The organism is Pseudomonas sp. 21LCFQ02 (assembly GCF_024129895.2).
GTDB lineage: Bacteria > Pseudomonadota > Gammaproteobacteria > Pseudomonadales > Pseudomonadaceae > Aquipseudomonas.
Genome location: NZ_CM178749.1, coordinates 1,619,182 through 1,645,754 on the forward strand (window position 1 = coordinate 1,619,182; position 26,573 = coordinate 1,645,754).

General features: G+C 60.8%; 23 protein-coding genes. 10 read left to right on the forward strand and 13 right to left on the reverse strand.

What is annotated here, in order from left to right; translation table 11 throughout:
- Window positions 1-60 precede the first annotated feature (60 nt).
- Genes NJC40_RS07585 through NJC40_RS07595 form a run of 3 tightly spaced genes read left to right on the forward strand, consistent with a single transcriptional unit; the run spans window position 61 to window position 5,314 of the window.
- Window positions 61-1,173: an efflux RND transporter periplasmic adaptor subunit gene (locus NJC40_RS07585; RefSeq protein ID WP_045486132.1), complete on the forward strand. Its 1,113-nt coding sequence runs from the start codon at window positions 61-63 to the stop codon at window positions 1,171-1,173.
- Window positions 1,170-2,240 (forward strand): efflux RND transporter periplasmic adaptor subunit, encoded by a 1,071-nt coding sequence (locus tag NJC40_RS07590; protein ID WP_253140771.1) that lies wholly within the window; start codon window positions 1,170-1,172, stop codon window positions 2,238-2,240. Before NJC40_RS07585 ends, NJC40_RS07590 begins: the two co-directional genes overlap by 4 nt.
- Window positions 2,237-5,314, forward strand: a complete 3,078-nt coding sequence (locus NJC40_RS07595; RefSeq protein WP_253112031.1) for an efflux RND transporter permease subunit — start codon at window positions 2,237-2,239, stop codon at window positions 5,312-5,314. The genes NJC40_RS07590 and NJC40_RS07595 overlap by 4 nt, the downstream gene beginning before the upstream one ends.
- A 31-nt stretch (window positions 5,315-5,345) precedes the next feature.
- Here NJC40_RS07595 and NJC40_RS07600 read toward each other — a convergent pair whose 3' ends face one another.
- The 8 genes from NJC40_RS07600 to NJC40_RS07635 form a co-directional block, all read right to left on the reverse strand.
- The gene (locus tag NJC40_RS07600) at window positions 5,346-5,831 is read right to left on the reverse strand and encodes a hypothetical protein (RefSeq protein WP_253140772.1); all 486 of its coding nucleotides are present in this window, start codon (window positions 5,829-5,831) and stop codon (window positions 5,346-5,348) included.
- Window positions 5,832-5,882: 51 nt separating this feature from the next.
- On the reverse strand, window positions 5,883-6,344 hold the full coding sequence (locus tag NJC40_RS07605) for a hypothetical protein (RefSeq protein WP_253140773.1): 462 nt from the start codon (window positions 6,342-6,344) through the stop codon (window positions 5,883-5,885).
- A gap of 145 nt (window positions 6,345-6,489) precedes the next feature.
- Window positions 6,490-7,116, reverse strand: coding sequence for a class I SAM-dependent methyltransferase (locus NJC40_RS07610; protein WP_253140774.1), 627 nt, complete (start codon window positions 7,114-7,116; stop codon window positions 6,490-6,492).
- 39 nt (window positions 7,117-7,155) lie between these two features.
- Window positions 7,156-7,884 carry a hypothetical protein gene (locus NJC40_RS07615; RefSeq protein ID WP_253140775.1) on the reverse strand — a complete coding sequence of 243 codons (729 nt, stop codon included), beginning with the start codon at window positions 7,882-7,884 and terminating at the stop codon, window positions 7,156-7,158.
- 492 nt (window positions 7,885-8,376) lie between these two features.
- The gene (tcyN, locus tag NJC40_RS07620; protein WP_045486151.1) at window positions 8,377-9,120 is read right to left on the reverse strand and encodes an L-cystine ABC transporter ATP-binding protein TcyN; all 744 of its coding nucleotides are present in this window, start codon (window positions 9,118-9,120) and stop codon (window positions 8,377-8,379) included.
- A 3-nt stretch (window positions 9,121-9,123) separates the two neighbouring features.
- Window positions 9,124-9,792 (reverse strand): cystine ABC transporter permease, encoded by a 669-nt coding sequence (gene tcyL / locus NJC40_RS07625; RefSeq protein WP_045486154.1) that lies wholly within the window; start codon window positions 9,790-9,792, stop codon window positions 9,124-9,126.
- Window positions 9,789-10,586 (reverse strand): cystine ABC transporter substrate-binding protein, encoded by a 798-nt coding sequence (tcyJ, locus tag NJC40_RS07630; protein ID WP_045486157.1) that lies wholly within the window; start codon window positions 10,584-10,586, stop codon window positions 9,789-9,791. Before tcyJ ends, tcyL begins: the two co-directional genes overlap by 4 nt.
- A gap of 217 nt (window positions 10,587-10,803) precedes the next feature.
- Entirely contained in the window at window positions 10,804-11,802 is a 999-nt protein-coding gene (locus NJC40_RS07635; RefSeq protein ID WP_253140776.1) for a D-cysteine desulfhydrase, read from the reverse strand.
- A 234-nt stretch (window positions 11,803-12,036) separates the two neighbouring features.
- On the opposite strand from NJC40_RS07635, the gene epsC reads away from it, so the two are divergent.
- The 4 genes from epsC to NJC40_RS07655 all read left to right on the forward strand — a co-directional run bounded on the left by epsC (window position 12,037) and on the right by NJC40_RS07655 (window position 16,208).
- Window positions 12,037-12,990, forward strand: coding sequence for a serine O-acetyltransferase EpsC (gene epsC, locus NJC40_RS07640; protein ID WP_253140777.1), 954 nt, complete (start codon window positions 12,037-12,039; stop codon window positions 12,988-12,990).
- Between the two features lie 354 nt (window positions 12,991-13,344).
- Complete coding sequence (betT, locus tag NJC40_RS07645) at window positions 13,345-15,300, forward strand: choline transporter BetT (RefSeq protein ID WP_253140784.1); 1,956 nt, start codon at window positions 13,345-13,347, stop codon at window positions 15,298-15,300.
- A gap of 378 nt (window positions 15,301-15,678) precedes the next feature.
- Complete coding sequence (locus NJC40_RS07650) at window positions 15,679-15,912, forward strand: hypothetical protein (RefSeq protein ID WP_045486169.1); 234 nt, start codon at window positions 15,679-15,681, stop codon at window positions 15,910-15,912.
- A complete protein-coding gene (locus NJC40_RS07655; protein ID WP_045486171.1) occupies window positions 15,909-16,208 on the forward strand; it encodes a cell division protein ZapA in 300 nt (99 codons plus the stop codon). The genes NJC40_RS07650 and NJC40_RS07655 overlap by 4 nt, the downstream gene beginning before the upstream one ends.
- Before the next feature lie 21 nt (window positions 16,209-16,229).
- On the opposite strand, the gene NJC40_RS07660 is transcribed toward NJC40_RS07655, so the two are convergent.
- Window positions 16,230-17,273, reverse strand: coding sequence for a threonine aldolase family protein (locus NJC40_RS07660; RefSeq protein ID WP_045486173.1), 1,044 nt, complete (start codon window positions 17,271-17,273; stop codon window positions 16,230-16,232).
- Window positions 17,274-17,367: 94 nt separating this feature from the next.
- Between NJC40_RS07660 and NJC40_RS07665 the strand changes: the two genes are divergently transcribed.
- Window positions 17,368-18,108, forward strand: a complete 741-nt coding sequence (locus NJC40_RS07665; protein ID WP_253140778.1) for a TraX family protein — start codon at window positions 17,368-17,370, stop codon at window positions 18,106-18,108.
- Window positions 18,109-18,450: 342 nt separating this feature from the next.
- Window positions 18,451-19,380: an IS110 family transposase gene (locus NJC40_RS07670; protein WP_253143071.1), complete on the forward strand. Its 930-nt coding sequence runs from the start codon at window positions 18,451-18,453 to the stop codon at window positions 19,378-19,380.
- A gap of 132 nt (window positions 19,381-19,512) precedes the next feature.
- Here NJC40_RS07670 and eutC read toward each other — a convergent pair whose 3' ends face one another.
- From eutC to exaC, 4 genes are all read right to left on the reverse strand, one after another.
- Complete coding sequence (gene eutC / locus NJC40_RS07675) at window positions 19,513-20,334, reverse strand: ethanolamine ammonia-lyase subunit EutC (protein WP_253142930.1); 822 nt, start codon at window positions 20,332-20,334, stop codon at window positions 19,513-19,515.
- A gap of 9 nt (window positions 20,335-20,343) precedes the next feature.
- Window positions 20,344-21,738 carry an ethanolamine ammonia-lyase subunit EutB gene (locus tag NJC40_RS07680; protein ID WP_253142929.1) on the reverse strand — a complete coding sequence of 465 codons (1,395 nt, stop codon included), beginning with the start codon at window positions 21,736-21,738 and terminating at the stop codon, window positions 20,344-20,346.
- A 47-nt stretch (window positions 21,739-21,785) separates the two neighbouring features.
- On the reverse strand, window positions 21,786-23,234 hold the full coding sequence (gene eat / locus NJC40_RS07685) for an ethanolamine permease (RefSeq protein WP_253142928.1): 1,449 nt from the start codon (window positions 23,232-23,234) through the stop codon (window positions 21,786-21,788).
- 65 nt (window positions 23,235-23,299) lie between these two features.
- Window positions 23,300-24,820, reverse strand: a complete 1,521-nt coding sequence (exaC, locus tag NJC40_RS07690) for an acetaldehyde dehydrogenase ExaC (RefSeq protein ID WP_253142927.1) — start codon at window positions 24,818-24,820, stop codon at window positions 23,300-23,302.
- Window positions 24,821-25,158: 338 nt separating this feature from the next.
- On the opposite strand from exaC, the gene qhpR reads away from it, so the two are divergent.
- Window positions 25,159-26,229 (forward strand): AraC-like transcriptional regulator QhpR, encoded by a 1,071-nt coding sequence (gene qhpR, locus NJC40_RS07695; protein ID WP_253142926.1) that lies wholly within the window; start codon window positions 25,159-25,161, stop codon window positions 26,227-26,229.
- Window positions 26,230-26,573: the final 344 nt, after the last annotated feature.

The following is a 26,573-nucleotide window of genomic DNA, read 5'->3' on the forward strand; positions in this document are numbered from 1 at the left end:
CGCATATTCACATCACTCAATGACTCTCCATTTCAGATCTGCATCCACCAAGGAGCCTGCATGCCTGTTGTCCCTGCAAGACTGCTTTGGGTGCCTCTGGCTGCGGCCTTGCTGTTGGCCGGTTGCGGCGAAAAGCCGCCCGAGCAGCCCAAGCTGCCGCGGGTCTATGTTCAGCAAGTGCAGGCCGAGAATTTCGCCGCCAGCGTGGCGCTGACCGGCGATATTCAGGCACGCATTCAGACACCGCTGTCGTTCCGGGTAGGCGGCAAGATCATCGAACGTTACGTCGATGTGGGCGCGCGGGTCAGCGCCCGTCAGGTGTTGGCCCGTCTCGACCCCAAGGATTTGCAGGTCAATGTCGATTCAGCCCAGGCCGCGGTGGTGGCCGAGCAGGCGCGGGTGACCCAGGCCAAGGCTGCGTTCTGGCGTCAGCAGCAGTTGCTGCCCAAGGGCTATACCAGCCAGAGCGAGTTCGATGCTGCCCAGGCGCAATTGCGTGGCAGTGAAAGCGCGCTCAAGGCCGCCCAGGCGCAACTGGCCAACGCCCGTGAGCAATTGAGCTACACGGCATTGGTGGCTGATGCACCAGGGGTGATCACTGCGCGGCAGGCCGAAGTGGGCCAGGTGGTGTCGGCCACCCAGCCAATTTTCGAGCTGGCCGGCGATGGTGAGCGCGACGCGGTGTTCAACGTTTATGAGTCGCTGTTCGTCGAGCCACCGGGCGATCAGCCGGTGCAGGTCAGCCTGCTCGATAACCCGCAGCTCAACGTCATGGGCAAGGTGCGCGAGGTGACGCCAGCGGTCTCGGCGCAGACTGGCACGTTGCAGGTGAAAATCGCGCTGCAGCCGCTGCCTGAGGGCATGAGCCTCGGTTCGGTAGTCAGTGTTGCGCTCAGCCCGCCGGCCCGGCCGCGGGTCGAGTTGCCCTGGGCGGCATTGACCAAGAATATCGGCCAGGACATTGGCCAGCCGGCGGTGTGGGTGGTCGATGAACAGGGCAAGGCGCAGCTGCGTACGGTCAAGGTGGCGCGCTACCTGACCGGCAAGGTCATGATCGATGACGGTTTGCAGCCCGGTGAAAAGGTCGTGACCGCCGGCGGGCAATTGCTGCACCCGGATATCGAGGTGGAAATCGCCGAGCACAAAACCTCAGCCGCCGGAGCACAGCCATGAAGCGCAGTGTCTTGATCCTGACCAGCGCCGTGCTGCTGGCCGCCTGTGGCAACGATGACCCGCCGCCAGAACCGGTGCGGCCGGTGGTTTGGGTAAAGGCCCAGGCCGAGTCGCAGCAGGACTTCGGGCGCTTTGCCGGCAACATCCAGGCGCGTTATCAGAGTGTGCTGGGCTTCCGGGTGCCGGGGCGCATCGCCCAGCGCGCGGTGGATGTCGGCGCCGAGGTCCGCAAGGGCCAGTTGCTGGCACGCCTGGACCCCACCGATCAACAGAACACTTTGCGTAACCGCGAGAGCGATCAGGCCAGGGTCGAGGCGCAGTTCATCAATGCCCAGGCCAATGCCCGCCGTCAGCAGACGCTGTTTGATCGTGGGGTCGGCGCCCAGGCGCAACTGGATATCGCCCTGACTGACCTCAAGACCAGCCGCTCGTCGCTGGACCAGGCCCGTGCGGCGGCGCAGCAGGCCCGCGATCAATTGAGCTACAGCGAACTGCGCAGTGATCATGAGGCGGTGGTGACTGAGTGGAAAGTCGAAGCCGGGCAGGTGGTCAGCGCCGGCCAGGAGGTGGTCACCCTGGCCCGGCCGGATATCAAGGAAGCGGTGATCGACCTGCCGGCCGAACTGCTCGATCAGTTGCCAGCGGACGTGCAGTTCAATGTCGCCAGCCAGCTTGATCCGAGTGTCAGCACCACGGCCAGCCTGCGTGAAGTCGAACCACAGCCGGACGCCTCGACCCGCACCCGCCGGGCACGCCTGACCCTGGCCGAACAGCCGGCGGCGTTGCGCCTGGGCACGGCGATCAGCGTCACCCTGAGCTCGGTGGTGGTCCCGCGCGTACGCCTGCCGCTCAATGCCTTGCAAGAACAGGCAGGCCAGAGCCGGGTATGGGTGGTCGATGCCGCCAGCCAGACCGTCAACCCCAGGCCGGTCACCGTCATCAGCCGCACCGCTGAGAGCTTTTTGCTGAGCGAGGGCGTCAAGCCCGGCGAACAGGTGGTAACCGCAGGTATCAACAGCCTCAAGCCGGGGCAGAACGTCAAAATCGATAAGGACAGCCCGCGATGAAAGGCGGTTTCAATCTCTCCGAGTGGGCCATCAAGCATCAGTCGTTCGTCTGGTATCTGATGTTCGTCGGCCTGCTGATGGGCGTGTTCTCCTACATGAACCTGGGCCGCGAAGAAGACCCATCGTTCACCATCAAGACCATGGTCATCCAGACCCGCTGGCCCGGCGCTACGGTGGATGAAACGCTCAATCAGGTGACCGATCGGATCGAGAAAAAGCTCGAAGAGCTGGACTCGCTGGATTATGTGAAGAGCTACACCCGGCCGGGTGAGTCCACGATCATGGTGTTTCTGCGTGACACCACCAGTGCCGCGGCGATTCCAGAGATCTGGTATCAGGTGCGCAAAAAAGTCGATGACATTCGCGGCGAGTTTCCGCAGGGCTTGCAAGGGCCGGTGTTCAATGACGAGTTCGGTGATGTCTACGGCTCGATCTACGCCTTTACCGCCGACGGGTTCAGCATGCGTCAGCTGCGCGATTACGTGGAGCAAGTGCGCGCCGAGATTCGTGAGGTCGACGGGCTGGGCAAGGTCGAGATGATCGGCCAGCAGGACGAAGTGATTTATCTGAATTTCTCGACCCGCAAGCTGGCCGCGCTGGGGCTGGATCAGCGCCAGGTGATACAGAGCCTGCAGTCACAGAACGCGGTCACCCCGGCCGGGGTAATCGAAGCCGGTCCCGAGCGGATCTCGGTGCGCACCTCCGGCCAGTTTGCCTCGGAGAAAGACCTGGCGGCGGTCAATCTGCGCCTTAACGATCGTTTCTACCGGCTCAGCGATATTGCTGATATCGAGCGCGGGTTTACCGACCCGCCTGCGCCGCTGTTTCGTTACAACGGCCAGCCGGCCATTGGCCTGGCGATTGCGATGAAAGATGGCGGCAATATCCAGCAATTTGGTCAGGCCCTGCATGCGCGGATGGATCAGGCCACCGCCAACCTGCCGGTGGGGGTCGGGGTGCATAAGGTCTCCGATCAGGCCGAGGTGGTGGACAAGGCGGTGGGCGGCTTTACCAGTGCGCTGTTCGAGGCGGTGATCATCGTCATGGTAGTCAGCTTCGTCAGCCTCGGCATTCGTGCAGGTCTGGTGGTGGCCTGCTCGATCCCGCTGGTGCTGGCCATGGTCTTCGTGTTCATGGAGTACAGCGGCATCACCATGCAGCGCATTTCGCTCGGTGCCCTGATCATCGCCCTGGGCCTGTTGGTGGACGATGCGATGATCACCGTGGAGATGATGGTCACCCGTCTGGAGCAAGGCAAAAGCAAGGAGGAGGCGGCGACCTATGCCTATACCTCGACAGCCTTTCCGATGCTCACCGGCACGCTGGTCACTGTGGCCGGATTCGTGCCGATTGGCCTGAACAACAGTTCCGCCGGCGAGTACACCTTTACCCTGTTTGCAGTCATCGCCGTAGCCATGCTGGTGTCCTGGATCGTCGCGGTGCTGTTCGCGCCGGTGATCGGTGTGCACATTCTCAGCAGCAAGGTGAAGAAGGGCAGTGAAGAGCCTGGGCGGATCGGCCGGGCGTTGAATGCCAGCATGCTGTGGTCGATGCGCCATCGCTGGCTGGCGATCGGCTTTACCATCCTGCTGTTTGCCCTGGCGCTGTTTTCCATGCGCTTTGTCCAGAACCAGTTTTTCCCGGCCTCGGACCGGCCGGAAATCCTCGTTGATCTGAACCTGCCGCAAAGTGCCTCGATCAATGAGACGCGCCAGGTGGTTGATCGCCTGGAAGCAACCCTCAAAGACGACCCGGACATCACCCGCTGGAGCACTTACATCGGCCAGGGCGCGCTGCGCTTCTATCTGCCGCTGGACCAGCAATTGCAAAACCCTTTCTATGCCCAGTTGGTGATTGTCAGCAAGGATCTGGAGGCTCGTGGTGCATTGACCGAGCGCCTGCGTCAGCGCTTGCGTGAAGACTTCGTCGGCATCGGCTCGTTCGTCCAGCCGCTGGAAATGGGCCCGCCGGTGGGGCGGCCGTTGCAGTACCGGATCAGCGGCCCGGATATCGACAAGGTACGCCAGCATGCCATCGAGCTGGCGGCGTTGCTGGATAACAACAGTCATGTGGGTGAGGTGGTGTTCGACTGGAACGAACCGGGCAAGGTGCTGCGCATTGATATCAACCAGGACAAGGCGCGGCAACTGGGCTTGTCGTCCGAGGACGTGGCGTCGGTGATGAACAGCGTGGTCAGCGGTTCGACCATCACGCAGGTGCGGGACGATATTTATCTGCTCAATGTGGTGGGGCGCGCCGAAGATGCCGAGCGCGGTAGCCCTGAAACTTTGCAGAACCTGCAGATCGTCACCCCGCAGGGCACCTCGATCCCGCTACTGGCCTTCGCCACGGTGGGCTATGAACTGGAGCAACCGTTGGTGTGGCGCCGCGACCGCAAACCGACCATCACGGTCAAAGGTGCCGTGCGTGACGAAATCCAGCCCACCGACCTGGTGGCCCAGTTGAAGCCCGAGATAGACAAATTCACCCAAGGCTTGCCCAGTGGCTATAAGGTCGCCACCGGCGGCACGGTTGAAGAGAGCAGCAAGGCGCAAGGGCCGATTGCTCAGGTGTTGCCGCTGATGCTGTTCCTGATGGCGACCTTCCTGATGATCCAGTTGCATAGCGTGCAGAAGATGTTTCTGGTCGCCAGCGTGGCGCCGCTGGGGCTGATTGGCGTGGTACTGGCGCTGGTCCCCACCGGCACGCCGTTGGGCTTTGTCGCGATCCTCGGGGTGCTGGCGCTAGTGGGTATCATCATCCGCAACTCGGTGATTCTGGTGACCCAGATCGATGCTTACGAACGCGCCGGCTACCTGCCGTGGGATGCCGTGGTCGAAGCGACCGAGCACCGCCGCCGTCCAATTCTACTGACGGCGGCGGCGGCCAGCCTGGGCATGATCCCGATTGCCCGTGAGGTGTTCTGGGGCCCGATGGCCTACGCCATGATCGGCGGGATCGTGGTGGCGACCTTGCTGACCCTGCTGTTTCTGCCGGCACTGTATGTCGCGTGGTACCGGATCAAGGAGCCGACTGAGGAGCAACGGCATCAGGCACCGGTGAGGGCGACTTGAGCGATGCCGTCGGCTCAGGCCGCCATGGCCGTTACACAGGCTCGATCCACAGTTCAATCGCCGTAAGGTTCAGGGCCCTGCCGGGATTGAGGACTTCGTTGGAAAAGGTGATGGTCAGGTCGCCGTCCGCAGGTGAAAAACGCAGGGTGGAATCATGCTGCAGCGGGAACAGGACTTCGTTGTTGATGACGATGTCGACTTCTTCCTGGGTGCGGGCGTTTTCCACTTTCACCCTGAGGTAGGTGCTGGGGGTCGGGTGGCTGGCCGAGGCCCAGAGTGCATAGTGGATGGTGAAGGGTTGGGCGGTGCCGATGACAACTGTCTGGCTGAGTGCTTCGCGGTTGTACAGTGGCAGAGAGTACTTACCGCCCTGCCAGTAAACCGGCAGCGATTGAGCATTGGTTTGCCAATACTCGGTTGAGGCCAGCCCGTCATCGTCGGCGAAGTGGCTGTTCTTGATCAGGTTTACTTTATCGCTGGCACACGGCGTCACCGCCTGGATGGTGGATACGGTCATTGTTTTTATCCTTGAATGATTCGGTTATGTGGCAGTCGTAGCGGGCTTGACTCAAGCGTTCAGGTAAGTCACCCAGAGTTTGAAGCCGGTGAGATGTACCGCCGTCCTTTTGCCTTGGTCAGGCATCGGAATCAGATCGGAGAAGGTGATGCCCAGGTAACCATCGTTCGAAACGATCGGCTGGACATCTTCATGGCTGTACGTTTGCCACTCAGTATTGCGAACCATGGTGATACGGCTTTCTTGATCAGACGTTGCATAGAAGCCGGTGGTGATCGCTGCGCCGTCGTTACCTGAGTCGGCAATGAGTTTTGCAGTGAACTCCCACGTTACGGTGAAGGGCGCGTCTCGTCTTACCGGGATATTCTGTTGCAAGTGGTCGCCGGTTTTCAGCAGTACGCTATACAGGCGGCCTTTGTAATTTGGCAGTTCAGGTGTTTCCGGGTAATGGGTGCTAAACCAGTGTTCGAAGTTCTGGTCGATGAAATAGCCATTCTGAATAAGATCGTTCATGATCGGTCCCTTGATCGAAGTGTGCATATGTAAAGAGAGGGTCCTTCCTCTCGCGGTGTGCCTTGTCTTCAGGCATGAATGGACGTAATAGAACCTGAGCGCTTTTGTCAAAAGGTTTGACGATCAATTACCCACGTTACATGAATCAACCACGCCGCCACACACTGGCCAGCCAAGGCTGTTGTTCCCTTGGTAGCCCGGCTGGGCGGTAGTAGTGTTCGAGTTCGACAAAACCTGCGTCAGTGAGCAGTGCCTGCCAGGCCGACAAATCGTGATAAGACCCGTAGCGCGGACCGTTCCAGCCTTCCTGGTTCTGGCCACGGGGGTTGGAACTGAACAGCACGCCACCGGGCTTGAGTGTGGCGTGCAGTTGGCGCAGTACGCGGGGCAGTTCCTGACGTGGCACGTGGAAGAGCGAGGCGTTGGCGAAGATGCCGTCGAACCGGTTGGCGGGCAGGTCCAGCGCCAGGAAGTCCTGATGCCATACCTCGCAGCCTGTATCGGTGCGGGCCATTTCAGCAAAGCGCTGGCTGCCATCGAGCCCGGTCGGGTGATGACCCAGGGCGCTAAACACCTTCAGGTCCCTGCCCGGGCCGCAACCGAAGTCGAGAATCTGCAAGGGCGCTGATGCATCGAGGTGGCGCAGCAGGGCCTCGATGTTCTGGCTGACGTCATGATCACGGGTGCCCTCGCGAAAGCTCTCGGCTGATTGGTCATAGTGAGCCAGCGTGTTGCGGGTGATCTGTTGCAGGGTGCCGGAGTCGAGCTTCATCGATGGTATCCAGTGCGGGTATTCAAGTTAAGCGAGCCGTCATTCAGGCGTCCGGCCAGCATAGGGCACCCAGATTTCCCGTACGGGTGCCCACGACGAATTGTTGCCTACCCGGTCGATGATGCAATAAGTTGCTGGAAGTGTCTGCCCGCCACCGGCCTCGGAAATCAGCGCCGACGGCACCACGAACTCTACGGCGTCGCCGACTTCGTCAGGCTGCAACGGCGGCAGGTCCATGCGCAGGTCACCCCAGCTCAAGGTGATCTCGTCGTGCGGTGCCATGTTCGGATAAGGCTCGATGATCAACGGCAGGCCGTCGTGCAGGTGGCGGCTGTTGAGGCCGCGGCGCTCCACCGAGGCCGGCAGTGCCAGTGGTGCCAGCCCCTGGTTTTCTTCCTGGTCAATGTCCATCAGTGTACCGCCCGGTGCGTCGAGCTTGACCCACACTTTGCGGCATATCGATGACATGGGTGAACCGCCGACTTTCATGACCCGATAACTGGCCCTGGCCTTGCCGTTGTGCAGGAAGCTTTCCGGTACACGCAGCGCCACAGGCTGATCGAGATCCTGGCGGGTGAGAATCTTTGACGCGACGTAGCAGTCATTCCAGTACAGCTCGATCAGATCACCGGTGTCCATGTCTGGATAAACCGGCACCTCGATCATCAGGCTCGAGGCCTGGCGAATGCCAATGCCATGGCGGCAGGTATGGGGAATGTCCGGAGCGGGGAGTTTAGGCGCAGCCTTCGTGCAGTAGGTATGGCTCATATCCAGATACTCGTGTGTTCAAGTCATAAAGCCAGACAGTGGGTAGTGAACGGCAAAGACGAAGTGCGTTATTCACCCGCGCTGGCTAATCGATGTTCATTGGTTAAGTTGTCTTGAATAAAGGATGAATCCCGGCCGTTGATCATTGGCAGCTGGGTGAAAGTTAGTGATTTCAGCTAATTGGCTTTATGGCTTGCTGTCAACAGTGGCAAACTTGCTAAATGCTGTTTTTTAAAGAATCAGAAAGATCCTACAAAAGGCGCGCAGGATTATTACTGGCAGGTTCATTGGGGTCTGACCTGTTCAGGTAATACTAAGAAGCTGGCACTTTAGTCTGTAGGAACCGCTTTAGCGGCGAAATCTTCGCGGCTAAAACCATTGCTGCTCGATCAAGCACTTCATTTCTTGTGGGAGCTACCAAGGTAGCTCCCACCGGGGACATGAAGCACTTAACTGAAAAGTGTTGCGGCTAAAACGCAGGTGGGGGCAGGATCAAAAACGGCTGCGTTCAAGAAACTGCCGTGTCCGCTCCTGCTGCGGGTTGGCAAACAGTGCCTTGGCTTCGCCCTGTTCGACGATCACGCCCTTGTCGATGAAGATCACCCGGTTGGCAACATCCCGGGCAAAGCTCATCTCGTGGGTAACGATGACCATGGTGCGGTTTTCTTCGGCCAGGGCGCGAATGGTGCTGAGCACCTCGCCGACCAGCTCCGGATCCAGCGCCGAGGTCGGTTCATCGAACAGGATCACCTGCGGCTCCATGGCCAACGCCCGGGCAATCGCTACCCGTTGCTGCTGACCGCCGGACAGCCGCTTGGGGTAGGCGTCTTCCTTGCCGCTCAGGCCAACCTTGGCCAGCAACTGACGGGCCAGTGCAATGGCTTTTTCTTTCGCCACTTTCTTGACCACCACCGGCCCTTCAATGATGTTCTCCAGCGCCGTGCGGTGCGGGAACAGGTTGAAGTTCTGGAACACGAAACCGACCTGTTGCCGCAACTGGCGGATCAGGCCTTGCTGCTGGCTCAACGGCCGGTTGCCATCGATACGGATATCGCCGATCTGCAAGGAGCCGCCCGAAGGTTCTTCGAGCAGATTCAGGCAGCGCAGCAAGGTGGTTTTGCCCGAGCCGCTGGGGCCGATGATCGCCACCACCTCACCGGCCTCGATACGCAGATCAATGCCTTTGAGTACCTCATTGCCCTTGAACTGCTTGGTGAGCCCTTTTATTTCAATCATGGCTCAAGACTCCAGATCATGGCGGTTGACCCGGGCTTCCAGGCGGTTCTGCAGGTGTGAAAGCACAGTGGCCAGCACCCAGTAGATCAGCGCGGCGGCCAGGTACATGGTGAAGATCTCAAAGGTGCGGGCGGTAATCAGTTGCGCCTGGCGGAACAGCTCCGGCACCTGGATGGTGGCGGCCAGCGCGGTGTCCTTGACCAGTGAGATGAAACTGTTGCCCAGGGGCGGCAGAGCGGTACGCGCAGCCTGGGGCAGGATCGCCCGGCGCATGGTCTGCCAGCGGGTCATGCCGATACTGGCTGCCGCTTCCCATTGCCCGCGGTCCACGGCGCCGATCGCCGCACGCAGGATCTCACAGGCGTAGGCCGCCATGTTCAGCGAGAAACCGATCAGCGCGGCCGGCAACGGGTCCAGTTCCACACCCAGTTGCGGCAGGCCGTAATAGATCATGAACAGCTGCACCAGCAGCGGCGTGCCGCGAAAGAACGACACGTAGATGCGGGCGATCCAGCTCACCGGCTTGATGCGCGACAGACGCATCAAGGCCAGTGCAAAGCCCAGTATCAGCCCGAAGAACATACCACCCAGGCTGAGCACGATCGTGTAATACGCGCCCTTGAGCAGAAAAGGCGCGGATTCGAGCGCGAGGTTCAGGCTCTCTTCAATCATTTAGTCACGTCAGCCCCGAAGTATTTCTCGGACAGCTTGGCCAGGGTGCCGTCGGCGCGCAGTTTATCCAGCGCCTTGTCGATGGCTTCATGCAACTCGGGCTCGCCTTTGCGCAGCGCGACACCGGCTTCCTGACGCGAGAAAGGCTCACCGGCGACTGCCAGGGTGTCTTTGGTCTTGGCGATCAGCTCCAGGGCTGCCAGGCGGTCGACCAGAATGGCGTCGATGCGGCCGACACGCAGGTCCTGGTATTTGGTCGGGTCATCGTCGTAGGTCTTGACCACGGCGCCCGGTACATTGCTCTTGAGCCATTGCTCGTAGTTGGTACCCAGGCCGACGCCGATTTTCTTGCCGACCAGATCCTGGGCGGTCTTGATGCTGCCTTCGTCCTTCTTCTGGGTCAGCGCCTGGATACCGGATACGGTGTAGGGCTTGGAGAAATCGTATTTTTTCTTGCGCTCTTCCGAGATGGTCACCTGATTGACGACTACGTCCAGACGCTTGGATTCCAGTGCGGCGAGGATGCCATCCCACTTGGTTGGCTGGATCTTGGCCTTGACGCCCAGCTCTTTGGCCAGCGCCTCGGAGAGCTCGACCTCGAAGCCGCTGAGCTTGCCGTTGTTATCCACAAAACTGAACGGTGGATAAGTGCCTTCCAGGCCCACGTTCAGGGTGCCGCTGTCCTTGATTTTCTGCAGTTGTTCGCCGGCCATGGCCTGGCTGGCCAGACCTGTGCCAAGCGCCAGGCTCAGGGCCGAGAGGAGGAGGGTACGGCGGATAGCGGAAATGTTCATGCAAGCCCCTTGTTTGAATGCGATACAAGACAGGAATCAGACGCTGCCCTGGCTGCCGAAGTGCCGGAAAACACCAGGGTTTTACGGCAGCTTGGCAGTGGAGCATGTCTGTTGGAGCGCGACTATAAGAGGTGTGCCTTATAGTTAAAAATAATTAATTATTGGCTTTATATTCTTTTTTGTTTTTCACTGCCTGTGCCGCTCTGGCACACGGCATTCAGCTTGCGAACTGGTCAGCATAGGCAAACAGTGCCGGTGCGCCACCGGTATGCAGGAAGATGATCGGGCCATCGTCGAAGCGCTGACGACCGATACCGTCAAGCAGGCCGGCCATAGCCTTGCCAGTGTAAACCGGATCCAGCAACAGGCCTTCCTGGCTGGCGACCAGTTTGATCGCTGCCAGCGTGCCGGCATTGGGTTCGCCGTAACGAGGAGCGTAGTACTCATCCCACAAGTTGACCTTGAAACGCTCCGGCAAGGCCACGCCAAGCAGTTCGGCGGTGCGTTCAGCCAGCCCCTGAACCTTGGGCAATTGCGCCTCTTCGCTGCGTGACACTGTGACGCCAATCACCGGCAGGTCAGGATGGCTGTCAGCCAAAGCCAGGGCCAGGCCGCTGTGGGTGCCGGCACTGCCAGAGGCGGTGACGACCGCAGCGAAGGTCTCGCCGGTCTGTTCGATTTGCTCGGCCAATTCGAACCCGGCGCGCACATAACCCAGTGCACCGACCGGGCTGGAGCCACCGATAGGCACCAGATAGGGCTTTTTGCCGCTGGCATGCAGGCGCACCGCCAACGCTTGCAGCAGCTCATCGGCGTTGTCGAGGCTCTCTACCAGTTCGACCTTGGCATCGAACAGCTCCAGCAGCAGGCGATTGCCGTTCTTCAGGTAGTTGGGGTCTTCGCTGCCGATAGGGTTTTCCAGCAGTGCGACGCAGCCCAGGCCCAGGCGGGCGGCGAGGGCAGCGGTCTGGCGGACATGGTTGGACTGGATGGCGCCGGCGGTGATCAGCGTGTCAGCACCCTTGGCCAGTGCATCGGCGGCCAGGTACTCAAGCTTGCGCACCTTGTTGCCGCCCAGAGCAAGGGTGGTGGTGTCTTCGCGCTTGATATAAAGGTCGCGGCCGACCCAGGCTGACAGGCGTTCGAGCTTTTCCAGAGGTGTCGGGGCGCCGATCAGGTCCAGGCGCTTGAAACGGTCGAGCTGTTTTTTGAGCATGGGGCTATGGGTATCCCTTTGGACATTCTTGAGGGCGTTCATGGCCCGGCGGTATGGCAAGATCAGTGACTATATGCAGACGATTCCTGCACGGCAACAGGCGTGCTCTTATGCCTTGGACGCTTATTTCCTACAGAAATTGATATTTTTTCAACTCTGGCATTTGCCGTAGAGTGGAAGGCGAGGCCGCCACCCAAGGGTGGCTGTCACCCGTGATCAGCAGGAGAGTTCAGCGTGAGCGAGATTCCAAAAGGGACTGCCGAGGGCCGCGTCAGTCACTGGCAGTTGCAGCACATCGTCGGTCAGTTGCGTGAGGCACGGGATGACTGGCGCACCCGTAACCGGCGGGTCAGCGGTGAACATGGCGGTCGTGAACTGCCGTCGCGGGCGGCCATGGGTGAAATCCTCGAAGCCTTGGCCGGTGCACTGTTCCCGATGCGCCTGGGCCCGGTGGACCTGCGTGAAGAGAGCGAAGACTTCTACGTCGGTCATACCCTGGATGTGGCGTTGAATGCCTTGCTGGCGCAAACCCGCCTTGAACTGCGTTATGTGGCCCATCAGCAGGGGCGGAGCGTCGAGGGCATCGACCAGCAGGCACTGCAACTGATTCAGGACCTGGCCCTGGCCCTGCCGGGCATTCGTCGCCTGCTGGACACCGATGTGCTGGCGGCCTATCAGGGTGACCCGGCAGCGCGCAGCGTCGATGAAGTCTTGCTCTGCTATCCGGGTATTCTGGCGATTATCCACCATCGTCTGGCGCACCATCTGTACCGCGCCGGCTTGCCGTTGCTGGCGCGCATCAGTGCTGAAATTGCCCACTCAGCCACCGGCATTGATATCCACCCTGGTGCGCAGATTGGCCCGAGTTTCTTCATCGACCACGGCACCGGTGTGGTGATCGGTGAAACCGCGATTATCGGTGAGCGAGTGCGTATTTATCAGGCAGTGACCCTCGGCGCCAAGCGCTTCCCGGCCGACGAGAACGGTAACCTGCACAAAGGCGAATGCCGCCACCCGATTGTCGAGGACGACGTGGTGATCTACGCAGGCGCGACCATTCTGGGGCGCATCACCATCGGCAAGGGCTCGACCATCGGCGGTAACGTCTGGCTGACCCGCAGCGTCCCGGCCGGCAGCAACCTGACCCAGGCCAACCTGCTGCACAACGACGACGGCACCCAAAAGTAACGGTTTTATGGGGGCACGTAGGAGCTGCCGGGCGGCGATCCGCTTTAGCAGCGAAAAGCTTCGCGGATAAATCCGCTCCTACAAGATTTTTTGTTCTGCCCCGTCGTCACGGAACGATTGGTTTATTTCTCACGTCCTACCCCTGATCCGAGCGAAGTCCTACGGCAGCGATTGGTCATTTACTGGCCAATCGTGTTTAAATTGAACGTTCAGTCAATTTAGAACGGTGGTTCGCTGCCCGCTCACATCAGGAGGCCAACCCTTGCATTACCCTCGTCTTGTCCCTGTTTTACGGGCTCTGGAGGCGCATCCAGTATGAATGTCTCCCACCCCGCCGCCAGCAGCCAGGTGCGCATGAATGCGCCGGTTTTCTATTTCGCGGCAAGCTTCATTCTGGTGTTCGGCATCGTCGTCATCAGCTTTCCCGACGCCGCCGGCCAATGGCTGCTTGCAGCGCAGAACTGGGCGGCCAATACGGTCGGCTGGTACTACATGCTGGTCATGACGCTGTATCTGGTCTTCGTGGTGGTCACCGCCTTATCCGGCTACGGCCGGATCAAACTCGGTGCCGACCACGACGAACCCGAATTCAGCTACCTGTCCTGGGCCGGCATGCTGTTCGCCGCCGGGATCAGCATCACGCTGTTTTTCTTTTGCGTTTCCGAACCGCTCACCCACATGTTGCAGCCACCGCAAGGCGAAGCCGGTACCGCTGACGCGGCGCGCCAGGGCATGCAGTTGCTGTTTTTGCACTGGGGCCTGCATGGCTGGGGCGTGTTCGCCTTTGTCGGCATGGCACTGGCGTACTTCGCTTATCGGCACAACCTGCCGCTGGCCTTGCGCTCGGCGTTGTATCCGCTGATCGGCAAGCGCATCAACGGCCCGATCGGCTACGCCGTCGACGGCTTCGGCATCATCGCCACCATCTTCGGTCTGGGCGCCGACATGGGCTTTGGCGTGCTGCATCTGAACTCCGGTCTGGATTATCTGTTTGGCGTGGCCCATACCCATTGGGTTCAGGTCATGCTGATTAGCGCAATGATGGGCGCGGCCATTCTGGTCGCGGTGTCCGGGGTAGAGAAGGGCGTGCGGGTCATGTCCGACATCAACATGCTGCTGGCCTGCGCGCTGTTGCTGTTCGTGCTGTTCGCAGGCCCCACCCAGCACTTGCTCAATACCCTGGTGCAGAACGTCGGTGATTATCTGGGCGCCTTGCCGGTCAAGAGTTTCGACGTCTATGCCTACCAGCAGGCCGATGGCTGGCTGGGCGGCTGGACCGTGTTCTACTGGGCCTGGTGGATTGCCTGGGCGCCGTTCGTGGGTCTGTTCATCGCACGGATTTCCCGCGGCCGCACCATTCGTGAATTCGTCTTCGGCGTACTGTTCATCCCGTTGGGTTTCACCTTGGCGTGGATGTCGATCTTCGGTAACAGCGCGATCCATCAAGTGCTGGAATACGGCATGACTGCGCTGGGCCAGTCGGCCATCGACGACCCGTCGATGACCCTGTACCTGCTGCTGGAAACCTACCCCTGGAGCAAAACGGTGATCGCCGTGACGGTGTTCATCAGCTTCGTGTTCTTCGTCACCTCGGCAGACTCCGGCACTGTGGTGCTCTCTACCCTGTCGGCCAAAGGCGGCAGCGCCGACGAAGACGGCCCGAAGTGGCTGCGGGTGTTCTGGGGGGCGGCTACTGCGCTGATCACCAGCGGCCTGCTGTTTTCCGGCAGCATCGATGCGCTGAAATCGGCGGTGGTGCTCACCTCGTTGCCGTTCTCGCTGATTCTGTTGCTGATGATGTGGGGGCTGCATAAGGCCTTCTACCTGGAGTCGCAGCGTCAGTTGGCCCAGCTCTACTCGCTGGCCCCGGCTTCGGGCGCGCGCCGGGGCGGCTGGCGCCAACGCTTGAGCCAGGCGGTGCATTACCCGTCACGCGACGAGGTATACCGTTTTCTCGATCAGGTGGTACGACCGGCGATTGACGAGGTTACCGCTGTTTTCGTCGAAAAAGGCCTGAGCGTGACTCAGGTGCCCGACCCGGCCAATGACCTGGTGACGCTGGAAATCGGCCATGGCGAAGAGCGGCCGTTTATCTATCAGGTGCAGATGAAGGGTTTCTTTACGCCATCGTTCGCCCGTGGCGGGATGGGCTCCAAGCAACTCAATAACCGTCGCTACTACCGCGCCGAGGTGCACCTGAGCGAGGGCAGCCAGGATTACGATCTGGTGGGTTACACCAAAGAGCAGGTCATCAACGATGTGCTCGACCAGTACGAGCGGCATATGCAGTTCCTGCATCTGGTGCGCTAGCTCTTGAGCGTCTGGCCATGCCCTTGCTCCGGGGCATGGTCATCCTCAGCCATACGGACCTGATTGCAGGCGCCAGCAAAATATTGCTTGTGAGTTTTGTCCGCTGGTGGCAAATTCCCATCGCCAAAACCTTGGCGTCATCAGGCTGGCGATTGTGCCGTTGACTGGTGACGGCCATCAGCCGCTTTGCAGGCAGTCAGGCTGCCGATCCGACGAGCCGCAGGAACCGGATGGACAGAACCCGGTCCTATTTACCCTGCAAATGAAAGTTTCATCTTCGATTTGTGGAAGAGGGCCGATTTGCGGGCCTCAACGCTGGCATGCGCAGGGACTTTTCTTTATCGTGTGCGCCCCGTAAAACTTGTTCGAGTATTCAGAATGTTGGAAGCGTCTCTCAGTCAGTTGGAACAACTTGTCAGTGATCTGGTTCAGCAGAACCAGCAACTGCAAGACACCAATACCCAACTGCGTACCGAACTGGCGCAGGCCAGGGAAGAAAACGACAGCCTGCAACTGAGCCTGCTGGAGCATGAGGAGAAGCAGGGCAGCACCGCTGCGCGCATCCAGGCTCTGGTTGACCGCGCTACCAGCGCCAGTGCCGTGAACGCATGAGCCAAGACAACGGCGTGACCGTGCTCTCGATCCTGGGCAATGACTACTCGGTCAAGGCCCCGGCGGGAGAGGAGCAGACTCTGCTGCAGGCCGCCGCGATGCTCAATACCTCGCTGGCCGAGACCAAGCGTTCCTATCCGACGCTGATCGGCGACCGCTTGCTGGTATTGGCAGCCCTTAACCTGTGCTCCCGGCACATCCAGCTCGAAAAGCAGCACAAGGCCGAGCTTGCGCGCTATCAGGAACAGGTCGAGGCCACTGTGCACACGATTTCCCGGACGCTCGCGCAGAGCTGATCCGGGAGCGTGGCAGCAGGCTCAAGCAGCCTGCATCACCCGGCGGATGTCCGCCGCCAGTTGGCGAACGCGATCCTGCTCGGTGTCCCACGAGCACATGAAGCGTGCGCCGCCTTTGCCGATGAAGGTATAGAAGCGCCAGCCCAGGCCGGTCAGTGCGGCAATCGCCGGCTCAGAGAGCTGCAGGAATACGCCGTTGGCCTGCACCGGAAACATCAGTTCGACCCCAGGTACATCCTTGACCAGTTCCGCCAGTAACTGCGCGCACTGGTTCGCGTGCGCGGCGTGGCGCAACCAGGCGTCGTTTTCCAGCAGCCCGACCCACGGCGCCGACAGATAGCGCATTTTCGACGCCAGTTGCCCCGCCTGCTTGCAACGGTAGTCAAAGTCTTCTGCCAGCTCGCGGTTGAAAAACAGAATCGCCTCACCGACCGCCATGCCGTTTTTGGTGCCGCCAAAACACAGCACATCCACGCCTGCTTTCCAGGTCAGCTCCGCCGGCGTGCAGCCCAGATGCGCGCAGGCGTTGGAGAAGCGTGCGCCATCCATATGCAGGTGCAGGTTGAGTTCTTTGCAGGTGGCGCTGATCGCCTTGAGCTCTTCGGGTTGATAGACCGTGCCGATTTCCGTGGCCTGGGTAATGGTCACCACGCGTGGCTTGGGGTAGTGGATATCCTGGCGCTTGAGGGCGATCTCGCGGATGGCCTCAGGGGTCAGCTTGCCCGCAGTAGTCGGGGCGACCAGCAATTTCGAGCCATTGGAGAAAAACTCCGGTGCGCCGCATTCGTCTGTTTCAACGTGGGCGGTTTCCGAACAGATGACGCTGTGGTAACTCTGGCACAGTGCCGAGAGCGCCAGGGAGTTGGCTGCGGTGCCGTTGAAGGCGAAGAACACTTCGCAGTCGGTTTCGAACAGACGGCGGAAACCATCGGCGGCGCGTGCCGTCCATTGATCGTCGCCATAAGCGCGTTGATGTCCCTGGTTCGCCTGTTCCATGGCTGCCCAGGCTTCAGGGCAGATACCGGAATAGTTGTCACTGGCGAACTGTTGGCTCTGGTCGGTCATGGCGGTTCCTTATTATGCGAAGGTGCTGTGTTGGCCTGCCTTTTGAGCGGGCCGGGCACCTGTTTTCATGGATGGTCATACATTAGAGAGACTCATGGATCTTTCCAACCCGCCATTTCTGCCCAAACGAGACCGCGCGCTGGATTTGCTCAAATGGCTGGCGATGTTGAGCATGTTGCTCGACCATTTGCGCTACGTGGGGCTGGCGCTGGATGTGCTTTACGTACCGGGGCGGCTGGCGTTTGCCTGGTTCTGCCTGGCCATTGCGGCCAATCTGGCGCGGCGCAGCGCCGCCGAAATCGGTCCGCGGGTGCGCTGGCGTTATTTGGGTTGGATGGTTGCCTTCAGCGCACTGTCCGAACTGCCGTACCGGCTGTTCATGCCCGACGCCCAGACCCTTAACGTCATGCCGACCCTGTTGCTGGGACTGTTGGTTGCCCAGGGCTGGCGCCAGCGTATGGTTGCGACCCGCTCGATGGCTTTCGCTGCTGTACTGCTGGGGGCGTTGTTGCAGCAACACCTGATGTTCGGCTTCGCCGGGGTGATGCTGCCGCTGGTGATGCTGATGGTCTTGCAGCGGCCCAAATGGCTGGCGCTGTTTCCGGCCGTACTGTGTGTGATCGCCAACGCCTGGCAAGACATGCTGGCCGGGATCGGCTGGGGTGATCCGCTATCGATCGGTGCCTTGCTGGTGTGCTTGTTGGCGCCACTGGCGGGTCTGGCCCTGCTGGGCAGCAAGCCCGGCTTCAAGGTCTGGCCGATGCGTCGTTGGGCCTATGCCATCTACCCGGCGCACTTTGTGCTGTTGTGGGGGATACGCCAGATACTTGAGTAAGGATCACGGTTAAAAACAATACTGTTCGGATAACCGCCGCATGCCTTTGTAGGAGCGACCTTGGTCGCGAAGAGGCCGGTAAAGTCACAGCAGATGTAGTGTTTTCACTGGCCTCTTCGCGAGCAGAGCTCGCTTGTGTCTTTGATCAAGGTAAAGTCTGGGGTGAGAGGGGTGGATGGCAAGCTGACAAATCGCGGTGCCTAGAGCACGTGTGGGAGCCAAGCTGCCATCCACTCTTCCCGCTTTGGCTCAAAGCTCGAACAGTTGACTGAGTCCGACCTCGAACAACAAGCGTGAGTCAGGCCAAAGCGCCTCTCACTCTTTATCCTAGAGGTTTTACTCATGTCCGCCTATGCCGGTATTGATGTTTCCAAGGCCACGCTGCAGGTTGCGCTGTTTCCCAAAGCCGATGAGCTGTGTGTGCCTAATACTGAAGAAGGTCTCGCCAGCATCGCTGAGTACCTCAGCGCCCATCAGGTTGAACGAGTTCTTGTTGAAGCCACCGGTGGTTACGAGAAACTGTCGGTAAAGCTTCTGGCTAATGCCGGGTTCAAGATCCAGCGTATTAACCCTGTTCGTTCACGTCAGTTCGCTCTGGCCATGGGCAAGCGTGCCAAGACCGATCCAATCGACGCGCAAATGCTGGCCATGTTCGCCTCCAGCCTGGAGGCAAAGGGCTTCGCAAAGCCTGACGAGGAGCGCGAAGTCCTGCTTGAGCTGGTCAACTTGCGCAACAATCTGCTTCAACAACGTGACGACAACCGGCGCCGTATCAAACAGACCATAGTGCCCAGCGTGGTGGACATCTACCTCGCGTTGGAAGCCAGCCTCAAAGTGCAGATCAAAGCGGTAGATCAACTTGTCGATGCACAAGCGCGCAAGGTCGACTCAGAACTGCTGCAGCGGCTGCATGCCGTAAAGGGCGTAGGCCCAGTGACAATCGCCAGCCTGTTCTGCTACCTGCCAGAGCTGGGTGATCTGAGTCGTGGACAAATCGCAGCGTTGGCCGGTGTGGCACCGTATAACAACGACAGCGGTAGCAAGGCCGGCAAGCGGCAGATCTACGGTGGGAGGACGAAACTGCGCCGTGCGACCTACATGTGTGCGCTGGTGATGGTGCGCTACAACGCCGATTTCAAGGAGCGCTATGCGAGGCTGCGTGCCAAAGGCAAGTGCGCGAAAGTGGCCCTGGTGGCCTGCATGCGGGTGCTGCTGATACGTCTGAACGCCATGGTGCGCGACGGAACACCATGGCGTGATCACGTGGTTTGAATGGGGGGCGGGCTTTGCCCGCCATCGCGGAATCTATCCGCGATGGCATTATAAAATGCCCATTCATCGGGGGATGATGAAAGACAGTTGGCTCCCACCGGGGCATACAGTACCTAAGTGGGCAGTACTGCTTTAAAAAGTCTCCGGGCTGCCATCGCTCAGCAGAAAATTCCCCGGCCCGCTGTTATCCAGCGTCGGGACTTGGGCTTCGTCTTTCAGGTCCACCCCCGACAACTGCCGCCGGCACGCCTCGCGCATCAGGTACATCAGGCGGAAGGCGGCCATGCCGTAGCTCAGTCCTTCGAGCCGGACGTTGGAAATGCAGTTGCGGTAAGCGTCGTTCAGGCCGACCTTCGGCCCCCAGGTGAAGTACAGCCCCAGGCTGTCCGGTGAGCTGAGCCCCGGTCGTTCACCGATCAGAATCACGCTCATCTTCGCGCCCAGGCGTTGGCCCACTTCGTCGGCCACCGCCACCCGGCCCTGTTGCACCAGCGTGATGGGCGCCAGCGACCAGCCTTCTTCGCGCACCGTCTCCAGCAGTCGTTCAAGAAATGGCAGGCTGTGGCGTTGCACCGCCAGGGACGACAGGCCGTCGGCGATCACGACCGCCAGGTCATAGCCTGTGCCTTGTTGCGCGGCGTACTCATCCAGCACCGCAGCCGACTCTTCGTTCAGGCGGCGGCCCAGGTCCGGGCGTTGCAGGTAGATGTGGCGGTCGGCGGCGGCGCTGTGCACCAGCAAGGTGTCGAGTTGGCGCTGTTGCAATTGCTCGCCCAAGGCCGCGTGATCGAAAGGCAGATGTACCGCGTCGCGGGCCTGGGCGTGGGCGAACTGGAAGTCCAGTTGCGCGGCAGTGGGCAGGCTGGTGCCGGCCCGGCCCAGGGCAATGCGCGCCGGGGTCAACTGGCGCAGTTGCTGCCAGGGATTGGCAGTGGCGGGGGCTTTATCAGACATGGCGACCTCTCAAGCCAGTTGTGCCAGGGCCTGGCGAAACGCTGGCGGCAGTTCGTCGCCCATGCGCAATTGTCCGCCCTGTTGCTGGAAGATGCCCATGCGCGCCAGCCACGCCTCGAACTCCGGCGCGGCGTGCAGGCCCAGCACTTTGCGTGCATACAACGCATCGTGGAACGAGGTGGTCTGGTAGTTGAGCATCACGTCATCAGAGCCTGGAATCCCCATGATGAAGTTGATCCCCGCTGCGCCCAGCAGGGTCAGCAGCACGTCCATATCGTCCTGATCGGCCTCGGCATGGTTGGTGTAGCAGATGTCACAGCCCATGGGCACGCCCAGCAGCTTGCCGCAGAAGTGGTCTTCCAGCCCGGCGCGGATGATCTGCTTGCCGTTGTACAGGTACTCCGGGCCGATGAAGCCGACCACGGTGTTGACCAGAAACGGATTGAAATGCCGCGCCACGCCGTAGGCGCGGGTCTCGCAGGTCTGCTGGTCGACGCCGTGGTGGGCGTTGGCCGACAACGCGCTGCCCTGGCCGGTTTCGAAGTACATCAGGTTGTTGCCCAGAGTGCCGCGCTTGAGGCTCAAGCCGGCCTCGTAGCCTTCCTGAAGAATCTTCAGGCTGACCCCGAAACTGGCGTTGGCCGCCTCGGTACCGGCGATGGACTGGAACACCAGGTCCAGCGGCGCACCGCGCTCGATGGCGGCGATCGAGCTGGTGACGTGGGTCAGCACGCAAGACTGGGTCGGAATCTGGTAGCGCTGGATGATCGCGTCGAGCATCTCCAGCAAGGTGCAGATCGAGCTCATGCTGTCGGTGGCCGGGTTGATGCCAATCATGGCGTCGCCGTTGCCGTACAGCAGGCCGTCGACGATGCTCGCGGCAATGCCGGCCGGATCGTCGGTGGGGTGGTTGGGCTGCAGGCGGGTGGACATCCGGCCGCGCAAACCCTGGGTGTTGCGAAAGCGGGTTTCGACACGGGTCTTCTGCGCTACCAGCACCAGGTCCTGGATGCGCATGATCTTCGACACCGCAGCGGCCATTTCCGGAGTCAGGCCCGGCGCCAGGGCTTTGAGGCTGGATTCGTTAGCCTGTTCGCTGAGCAGCCAGTCGCGCAGCCCGCCAACGGTCAGATGGCTGACCGGGGCAAAGGCCTGGGCGTCGTGGCTGTCGATGATCAGCCGGGTGACTTCGTCGCGCTCGTAAGGGATCACCACTTCTTGCATAAAGTGCTTGAGCGGCACGTCGGCCAGGGCCATTTGCGCGGCGGCGCGTTCGGCGTCGTTCTGCGCGGCGACCTCGGCCAGGTAATCACCGGAGCGTGCCGGGCTGGCCTTGGCCAGCAGTTCGCGCAGGCTGTCGAAGCGCCAGGTCATGTGGGCGATGGTGTGGGTAAATCCGGCCATGAATCATTTCTCCTGTGGCGGCCGCTTTTCAGCGGCCGCTGCAAGGGTTAACGCAGAGACTGTTCAGCCGCCTGAATCGCCGCGAACTCTTCTTCCGGGGTGCCCGACACCAGATGGTGACGGCTGTACAGGGCGAAGTAGGCAATGAACAGAGCGTAGATGACCGCTGCACCGATCACGACCCGCAGGTCGACCAGGAAGCACGCCACTAGCGCAACGGCGGCCAGCACCAGAGCCACCGATGAGGTCAGAACGCCACCGGGGGTACGATACGGGCGTGGCATGTCCGGGCGGCGGCTGCGCAGGGTGATGTGCGCGGCCATCATCATGACGTATGACAGCGTGGCGCCGAACACCGCGACCAGAATCAGCAGGTCGCCCTGGCCGCTCAGCGACAGGCCGAAGCCAATGATGCCGGGCACGATCAGCGCCATCACTGGCGCCTTGTTGCGGTTGGTCAGCGACAGGCTGCGCGGCAGGTAGCCGGCCCGCGACAGGGCGAAGATCTGCCGTGAGTAGGCGTAGATGATCGAGAAGAAGCTGGCAATCAGACCGGCCAGACCGACCAGGTTGACGAACTGGCTCATCCAGGTGGAACCGCCATAGACCTTGACCAGTGACTCGACCAGCGGGTTGCCCGACGCCACCAGCGACTGGGCCCCGGCCGCGCCCGGGCCGACCAGCAGAATCAGCCCGGCAAACACCAGTAGCACCAGCACCGCACCGATCAGGCCGCGTGGCAGATCGCGTTTGGGGTCTTTGGTTTCTTCGGCGGCCAGCGGCACGCCTTCTACCGCCAGGAAGAACCAGATGCCATAGGGCAGGGCGGCCCAGATGCCGATGTAGCCCAATGGCAGGAAACTGCTTGCGCCCTTGGCGTCGGTGGCCGGGATGTCGAACAGATTGGCCACCTGAAAATGCGGGACCATGGCGATGATGTACACCGCCAGGGCAATCGCCGCCACGGCGGTGATGGCGAACATCAGCTTCAGGGCTTCACCGGCACCGAGAATGTGAATGCCGATGAACACCACATAGAACACCAGGTAGATCACCCAGCCGCCGATGCCGAACAGCGACTCGCAATAAGCGCCGATAAAGCAGGCAATGGCGGCCGGGGCGATGGCGTACTCGATGAGGATTGCAGTGCCGGTCAGAAACCCGCCCCAAGGGCCGAATGCCGTGCGGGTAAAACCGTAGCCGCCACCGGCGGTGGGGATCATCGAGGACAGCTCGGCCAGCGAGAAGCACATGCACAGGTACATGATCGCCATCAACAGCGTGGCGATGAACATCCCGCCCCAGCCACCCTGGGCCAGGCCGAAGTTCCAGCCGGCATAGTCGCCGGAAATCACATAAGCAACGCCCAGGCCGATCAGCAGCACCCAGCCGGCCGCACCTTGCTTGAGCTGGCGGTTGGCGAAGTAATCGGCGCTGACGGCTTCGGTTTCCACACCGCCGTGCGAGGGCGGTGTGGAGAGGGTTTCTTTGGACATGTCAGAACTCCTTCACGCACCCGCCGCCCGGCGGCGGGGCGTTGTCGTGTTGGGCTTGTGGCAGATCAAAAGAACCCCAGCGGGTTGATGTCGTAGCTGATCAGCAGGTTTTTAGTCTGCTGGTAGTGGTCGAGCATCATCTTGTGGGTTTCACGCCCGACCCCGGACTTTTTATAGCCGCCAAATGCAGCATGCGCCGGGTACAGGTGATAGCAGTTGGTCCACACGCGGCCGGCCTTGATGCCCCGGCCCATGCGGTAGGCGCGATTGATATCGCGGGTCCAGACCCCGGCGCCGAGACCGAACTCGGTGTCGTTGGCAATCGCCAGGGCTTCGGCTTCGTCCTTGAAGGTGGTCACGCCGACCACCGGGCCGAAAATCTCTTCCTGGAACACGCGCATGCTGTTGCTGCCCTTGAGCAGGGTCGGCTGGATGTAATAACCGCTGGCCAGGTCACCCTCCAGCTTCTCGACCGCGCCGCCTGCGAGCAGCTCGGCACCTTCCTGTTGGGCGATGTCCAGATAGCCAAGGATCTTGTCGTACTGTTGCTGCGAGGCCTGGGCGCCGACCATGGTGTCGGTGTCCAGCGGGTTGCCGCGCTTGATGGCTTTGATCTTCTTCAGCACCTGTTCCATGAACGGTTCGAAGATCGACTCCTGCACCAGGGCGCGGGAAGGGCAGGTACAGACTTCACCCTGATTGAAGAACGCCAGCACCAGGCCTTCGGCGGCTTTCTCGATGAACGCAGGTTCTGCATTCATGATGTCTTCGAAGAAGATGTTCGGCGACTTGCCGCCCAGCTCCACGGTGCTCGGGATGATATTGGTGGCCGCGCACTTCATGATGTGCGAGCCCACCGGAGTCGACCCGGTGAAGGCGATCTTGGCGATGCGGGTGCTGGTGGCCAGGGCTTCGCCGGCTTCCCGGCCATAGCCCTGAACGATGTTCAGCACTCCGGGCGGCAGCAGGTCACCGACCAGTTCGGCGAACACGGTGATCGACAACGGGGTTTGTTCGGCCGGTTTGAGCACCACGCAATTGCCTGCGGCCAACGCCGGGGCGAGTTTCCAGGCGGCCATCAGCAGCGGGAAGTTCCACGGGATGATCTGGCCGACCACGCCCAGCGGCTCATGGAAATGGTAGGCGGCGGTGTGCTCGTTGATTTCGGCGCTGCTGCCTTCCTGGGCGCGGATGCAGCCGGCGAAGTAGCGGAAGTGGTCAGCGGCCAGCGGCACATCGGCATTGAGGGTTTCGCGCACCGCCTTGCCGTTGTCCCAGGTCTCGGCCACGGCCAGTTGTTCAAGGTTGGCCTCGATGCGGTCGGCGATCTTGAGCAGGATCAGCGAGCGGTCCTGTACCGAGGTCTTGCCCCAGGCTTCGGCTGCGGCGTGGGCGGCATCCAGCGCCTTGTTGATATCGGCGCTGTCGGAGCGAGGAAACTCACCGATCAGCGAGCCGTCTACCGGGCTGGTGTTGCTGAAGTACTGGCCGCCCAATGGCGCGGTGAATTCACCACCAATGTAATTGGCATAGCGCGGCTTGAGCGTGATAACGGCGCCTGGTGTACCGGGTTTGGCGTAGATCATGCGAATTCTCCGATGCGGCTTTTTGTTGTTGTACGAACGGGCAGTTCAGACAGGTCTGGGCCAATCATGAGTCGCTTTCATGTTCTCGACTTGACCTTGAGCTTGGCTGGCTGTCGTCCAGGGTCAAGTTTTCAGGGTATGCGTCGGCGGTGTCGTGCAGAGTCAAATCGGCTGCGCGGTTCGGGTGCGGTTGTTTCCGGATGACCCGTTTTGGGGCGTTCGTTTCTGCAAGTAACCCGAGTAAACGCTGAAAACGCCGGTTTAGAGCGGTTTTAGCCGCGAACAGATGGCGGCGTGGTTCTTGCTTTCTGAAATGAATTGTCACGAAGGAGGCGATGATGGGATCTATCCTCAGCCAGCCCGATCATCCGGCAGCAATGACATTGCTCAGCGGCGGGCAGGGCAACGCCGGTGTGCTGGCTGCGGCCGCCAGCGGCTTGTGCAGCTTTATCGAAAAGCACGGCGGTGACCCGGATCGGATCCTCGGTATGTCGGGTATCGACCCTGAGGCACTGAGCCATCCAACCCTGAGCCTGGCGCTGCCCAATTATTGCCAGGTGCTCGAAGAGGCATCACGCCAGTCTGGCTGCGATAACTTCGGCCTGTACTACGGCCAGCAATTCAAACCCCAGGCGCTTGGGCTGCTGGGGTATATCGGGCTGTGCTCGGCCACTGTCGAGCAGGCGCTGATCAACTTTGCCCGGGCCTTTCCGCTGCACCAGCGCAACAGCCTGATTCGCCTGGTGGACGAGGGCGAGTGCTACCGCTTCGATTACCAAGTGCGCCACGGTGCGATTCTGTGCCGCCGTCAGGACGCCGAATTGACCCTGGGCATGGCGCTGAATCTGGTTCGCCATGTAATGGGCAATCAGTGGGCGCCGCGCGCCGTGCATTTCGAGCACCCGCGCCCGGAGCACTGGCACGAGCACTGTAAGGTGTTCAATGCGCCGGTGTACTTCGAACAGCCTTGCAACTCGCTGGTAATCCCCAAGCGCGGCCTGCAGCGGGCCATGCCTCAGGGTGATCCGGTGTTGCTGCTGGTCATGCAGGACTCGCTTAACCAGCTCAGCCGCCTGAGCCTGCGCGGCGAGCTGGAGGTTGCCGACGACGTACGCGAGCGCGTTCGCCAGCAGTTGCTGATTGGTGAGCCGGTGCTCGATGATGTCGCCGAGCAGATGGGCATGACCAGTTGGTCGCTGCAAAGGCGGCTGCGCGAACAGAATCTGAGTTTCTCGAGCGTGGTCGACACACTGCGCCGTGAACTGGCCACCCATTACCTGAGCCAGCATCAGTTGCCGATCTCCGACCTGGCGCCGCTGCTCGGTTATTCAGAAACCAGCGCCTTCTCCCGTGCTTTCCGTCGCTGGTTCGGCGTCAGCCCGCGGCAATGGCGCCGCGATGGCCTGTGACCGGCTTTAGCCGCAATACTGTTCGAATAGGCGCCACATGGCTTTGTGGGAGCGACCTTGGTCGCGAAGAGGCCGGCAAAGACACTACATCTGCTGTGAATGTGCCGCCCTCTTCGCCAGCAACCGGAGCGCCGGCCGGCTGCTCCCACCGGTCTAACTGAACAGTATTGCGGCTAAAGCGGATCGCCGCCCGGCAGCTCCTGCGGGCAATAACATCAGCCATCCCGACTTGCGCTGAGCCGATCCATCGGCCAGATAGCCATCGCCTACCGTTCATCGCCAGCAGATGGCCAGTTGTCATTGCTTAATATCGTCCTAATCTCTTATCGCTGATGCTCTGTTAT